The organism is Desulfosporosinus shakirovi, from assembly GCF_020595055.1.
Lineage (GTDB): Bacteria > Bacillota > Desulfitobacteriia > Desulfitobacteriales > Desulfitobacteriaceae > Desulfosporosinus > Desulfosporosinus shakirovi.
In genome coordinates this window covers 1-4,973 of sequence record NZ_JAJDOO010000076.1, presented here as the reverse complement: position 1 = coordinate 4,973, position 4,973 = coordinate 1, and the positions used below count along the sequence as shown (strand labels likewise).

General features: G+C 38.2%; 4 protein-coding genes and 1 rRNA gene. 1 reads left to right on the top strand and 4 read right to left on the bottom strand.

Annotated features, from left to right (window positions below):
- Window positions 1–396: 396 nt before the first annotated feature.
- On the bottom strand, window positions 397–1,071 hold the full coding sequence (locus tag LJE72_RS25740; protein ID WP_396391963.1) for a peroxiredoxin: 675 nt from the start codon (window positions 1,069–1,071) through the stop codon (window positions 397–399).
- Between the two features lie 327 nt (window positions 1,072–1,398).
- On the opposite strand from LJE72_RS25740, the gene ilvA reads away from it, so the two are divergent.
- A complete protein-coding gene (ilvA, locus tag LJE72_RS25735) occupies window positions 1,399–2,607 on the top strand; it encodes a threonine ammonia-lyase (protein ID WP_229250987.1) in 1,209 nt (402 codons plus the stop codon).
- A gap of 403 nt (window positions 2,608–3,010) precedes the next feature.
- Here the strand turns inward: ilvA and LJE72_RS25730 are convergent, their stop codons facing one another.
- From LJE72_RS25730 to rrf, 3 genes are all read right to left on the bottom strand, one after another.
- Window positions 3,011–3,628 carry a DUF3793 family protein gene (locus tag LJE72_RS25730; protein WP_229250986.1) on the bottom strand — a complete coding sequence of 206 codons (618 nt, stop codon included), beginning with the start codon at window positions 3,626–3,628 and terminating at the stop codon, window positions 3,011–3,013.
- A complete protein-coding gene (locus LJE72_RS25725; RefSeq protein WP_229250985.1) occupies window positions 3,621–3,923 on the bottom strand; it encodes an NADPH-dependent FMN reductase family protein in 303 nt (100 codons plus the stop codon). The genes LJE72_RS25730 and LJE72_RS25725 overlap by 8 nt, the downstream gene beginning before the upstream one ends.
- A 662-nt stretch (window positions 3,924–4,585) precedes the next feature.
- Window positions 4,586–4,701, bottom strand: a 5S ribosomal RNA gene (gene rrf / locus LJE72_RS25720).
- Between the last annotated feature and the right edge of the window lie 272 nt (window positions 4,702–4,973).

Sequence of the window (4,973 nt, the reverse complement as noted above, 5' to 3'; positions counted from 1 at the left end):
TTTCAAAGACCATCATTTTCTTTGGCTGTTTAGGCCGGAACTGTATCTTAGCATTCTCAACGATTGTTGTCAATAGCTAATTTACATTGTTCGATTGAACAGTTCGGATTCCTACTATATTTTAACCGCCGCGCATCGTTTAGGCGCTTTGTCAGAATACCTCATTTATCTCGTACTGTCAACTGTTTTTTATTTTGTTATTACATCTATTCACTCTATTTACTCTCTACTTACTACTCCTCTACTACAACATACTTTAATTTGCATGAAAACTGTATTAATTCCCTTTTTTTAGTCTGGCAGTATAAGTCATATAAATAGCTAACTAACCGCTGAATGAGTTGCACACAGCAGTTCAATCAGCGGTTAACATGGTTAACAATCAAAGTCTAAGCATTATTTTTCTCTTTTGAAACACATGAACCAGTCAAGACAATAAGTATCATCCTCTTGTTTTTCCATTCTTTCTTTTGCAGTGCCACAAGATCCTGCTGTTGGAACAACAACGTCATCTCCAGGTCTCCAGTCTGCAGGAGTTGCAACTCCATCTTTATCTGCCTTTTGAAGCGCAAGAATTATTCGCTTAATTTCATCAAAATTTCTACCAGTAGAAAGGGGATAGTAAAGGATGCAACGTATTTTAGCTTTCGGATCCATAACAAATACTGCTCTTACTGCCTGTGTATCGGATTGCCCTGGCTGAATCATACCAAACTTATTTGCAACATCCATTTTTATATCTTCTATCAATGGGAATGTAACCTCTACATTTTTCATACCTTTATACTCAAGCTCTTGAATCTTTCTAAGCCAAGCAATATGTGCATATAAGGAATCTACTGAAAGTCCTATCAGTTCAGTATTAAGCTCTTTGAACTCATCAATCATCGTTGCAAATGTCATAAACTCAGTCGTGCAGACTGGTGTAAAATCCGCAGGATGGGAAAATAAAATTACCCATTTTCCCTTATAATCTTCCGGAAAGTTAATATCCCCCTGGGTTGTTCTTGCCTTAAAAGACGGTGCTTCGTCTCCTATCAAAGGCATCCTGTTAAAATTCTCATTTTCCACACTAAAAACCTCCTCATATTTTTTCTTTAAACACTAGGTAGATTCAAAATTAATAACTATTTATTAATAATAATTATTAATTTATTATTAATATAATTTATTATAGACTTGTAGTAAATAATTGTCAATATTTTTTTCCTTAATTTCCAAAATAATTTTGAAAAAGTAATTTATCCGATTTCCTTCAATCTGTATACTTTTCCAGGCCCAGTAAAGAAATTAGATAACCACAATCCATTTGATTCCATTATATCTTCCTCATAGGTTTTACTCTAAATGAACATTATAATAAGTGAAATATGTATACTCTCAGAAAGGAACTAAACTATGGACATTTCTCTAGAAGACATTATAAAGGCAAAAGCAACACTCCGAGGAATTTCCTATAAAACAGCGTTAGTCCACAATCCCATCTTGAGTAGTCTTAGCGGTAATCAAGTCCACGTAAAGATGGAAAACCTTCAACGCACCGGTTCCTTTAAGATCAGAGGAGCTTACAACAAAATAGCTAATTTAACTGACAAGGAAAAAAAATATGGGGTAATTGCCTCTTCTGCAGGTAATCACGCCCAAGGTGTTGCTGTAGCTGCAACTATTTATGGGATCGAGTCAACCATTGTCATGCCTTTGCATGCTCCTCTCTCCAAAGTAACTGCAACACGCAAGTATGGTGCAGAAGTCATTCTTTACGGTGAAGTCTATGACGAAGCTTATAATGAGGCCCGACGCATTCAGTCAGAAACCCAAGCAACGTTTATTCATCCCTTTAATGATCCACTGGTAATTGCAGGTCAGGGAACCATTGCTTTAGAGATCCTTGATGAGCTACCCGACGTTGAAGTCGTCGTCTTACCCATTGGCGGAGGTGGCTTGATTTCAGGCGTAGCCTTAGCACTAAAAACTTTAAATCCTTCAATAAAAATAATAGGGGTACAGAGTAAAAATAATCCTTCAATGTTAGAATCGATAGCCAATCATCGCGTAATGACAATCGATGGCATTCCAAGTATTGCTGATGGTATTGCCGTGAAAACACCCGGTGATCTAACTTTTAAACTTGTAAACCAATATGTTGACGATATCGTAACCGTCGACGATGATGAAATAGCTAGCACAATGCTTCTGTTCTTAGAAAGCGCTAAAGTGGTTGCGGAAGGTGCTGGTGCTACTGCAGTCGCAGGGATTATACATAGTCTAACTCATTACAAAAATCGTAAAGTAGTTGCGGTTTTGAGTGGAGGAAACGTCGATGTTAACGTCCTTGCGCGCACGATCGACAAAGGACTTATTAAGAATGGGCGAAAGTGTTTTCTTACGACTGTCATTAACGATCGACCTGGCGCTCTTGCGCAACTTTTACAGTTAATTGCAAGCAAGGGGGCCAATGTCCTGGCAGTTACACACCGAAGGGAAACCTTGGATGTACCAATCAGTTATGCCAAGGTAGAGCTCGAGTTAGAAACTATCAATCCAGACCAAGTACAAACAATCAAAGACTTGCTCGAAGAAAATTATTACCGAGTTATAATACAGTAAATTTCCACCCCTTACAGATATCCAGATCATTATTATGTATTGTGTGATATGCACTTAGGTCCGCTATCTATGGATACTATAAAGGAATATCTCTTAAACCAGATAGCATCCACTCCTAGTCTTTAATTCTCATTCCGATTGGGATCGTGTCCAGGGCAATTGTGTTTTCGAGAGTGCAGAGGGTTATTGGGCATAAAAGCAAAAACGAACTTTTTGGACGTAGTGCAAGTGAATTCAGAGGATTTTAAAAAAATACTCGATAAACACCTTTGAGGACTGGAAATCTAGGTCTGTCACAAAGCCAATTATCCTGCTTTTGCTATCCCTTTTCCTTTTTCTACAATGAATTCTCAATATATTTCTTTGTATTTTTCTTACTATATAAAGTAATAAGCAACTATCGCTATGCCTGAATTGGGGCGAAACTTCGCTTCCCATCTAAGAGTGAGTGAAACACATCTATTCTAGCCCTATCATAAGAGGCAAAAATCAACTTAGCCTTTTCGGGATTATGATATACTTTCCAGTAGCTATTTAGCAAGCAACCTTTAGCTCCATTTTGAATAAAGCCAACAACATCTTCCAGTGGAATACCCAGAAAAATTCCAACTTCGTGCGGACAAGACATTTCGAATCGCCTTTGAAGCAAAGATAGGTACTCATTCAAAACTAACTCATTCGGATATCCTAAGGCTTTGAGAAAATTTGTGTTTTTTTCTTTCAATAAAGTTTGTTTTAACAGTAACCTATTAAAGAAGATAACAAGAACCCTTCTGGGGCATTTTCTAATCTCAATGTATTCTAGCTGTAGCTTAGCAGCTATTTCTTCTTTATTGGCTTCCCAAAGATTGTAAAGATCACGGCAATTATGCGAGAAAGAAAGCAGATTGGACGGTTTTCTCCCTGCAATGGTTGGTGCCGTCCAGTAAGCTATGGTCGAGCATAAATAATCCTCGTCATCCTGAATATTTTGGAGACTCACGATATTCACTTTCTCATCAACTTTTACATTATTATTCATTCGAATTACCCTTATTGTTCATAATCAAACCCTCAGGCTGCACTACCACACCAAAAGCCTTCATTCTTTCTTCCCAGTAACTTAACCACTGTCCATCACCCCAAATATCTTCTGAGCTAACCGAAACGAAACCTCTATTCCCTGCAGTCGCCTGTAAATCATAAATCCTAGAGATTTTGCCTACCTCGCCCTTTTGTAAATTACCATATATTTTGTTAGCCCCTTGAGCTACCTCTTCATCAATCGCTTTTCTATCACATGTATCGCTCCAATATTTTATATCTTTCGCTGTCACCCTCACTGAAACAACAATCCTTTCATATTTTATTATTGAGCATCTCGATAACAATTATCAACTAAAGACTGAACTTCTTTTACTTTTTTATAAGTTCCGCCGCGCTTGGAAAAAATTTATTATCCTTATTATATAAGGCAATATAAGATGTTAAAAGGTCAAAAACACCTATACTTTGCATGATCAACGACTAATTATGTTGCATTAAAATCCTGATAAGCTTTCTTTGAACCACGTTACTCTTCATATTTTACTACATTTATTTTGCCATGTAAATGATAATTGTTATCATTCAATTCACCTCTATACTCTTACCAGTTTGAATCGAACAGAGGACCCGAGGTTTATTCAGCAATAAAAGGAGCTAATACTCTGTTCTTAGAATATTAGCTCCTTTTACCTTGGGACATGTTATGTGTTCATGTTGTATATAGTGTCTGCAATGTGACATATACACAGAAAAACTACCTCATTAAAGGTAGTTTTTCGCATGTTTACCTAGCGATACGAAAAGCGGATGAGCTTTTCTCCACACTGCGACTCATAACGCATTCTCCTGCAGTGTGGATCGAACGGGTGGAACCCCGGACCCAAGTATCTTAAGTTACAGTATAACTACACACAGAGAGACTACCTCGTTAGAGATAGTCTCTCTCTTGTTTACCTGGCGATGACCTACTTTCCCAGGAGCTATGCTCCAAGTATCCTTGGCCCTGGAGGTCTTAACTTCCGTGTTCGATATGGGAACGGGTGGAACCCCTCCGGCATGATCACCAGATGCAATTCGTGGTTCGATAGTCGTCGTTCGAACTCGAATTGTTTTCTTCGAAAACAAGAAATAAAGAAGTTATCCTTATATAGCTGTTCTCTCAAAACTGCACAGAGTCTTCTTCTAGTAGTGTCGTTAGAATTTGAGCCACTCACCCAGTTGTAACAATCCTGAAATCGTCTGTCTTTCACCTGACCTCATCTCTGACCTCCGGCTTCTGACCTCTGACCTCTTGTTTTAGGTCAAGCCCTCGACCGATTAGTACCCGTCAGCTCCACACG

Excerpts from the sequence above, each read along its gene's own strand:
- ilvA (WP_229250987.1), top strand. The coding sequence starts at position 1,399 with ATGGACATTTCTCTAGAAGACATTATAAAGGCAAAAGCAACACTCCGA.
- LJE72_RS25730 (WP_229250986.1), bottom strand. The coding sequence starts at position 3,628 with ATGAATAATAATGTAAAAGTTGATGAGAAAGTGAATATCGTGAGTCTC.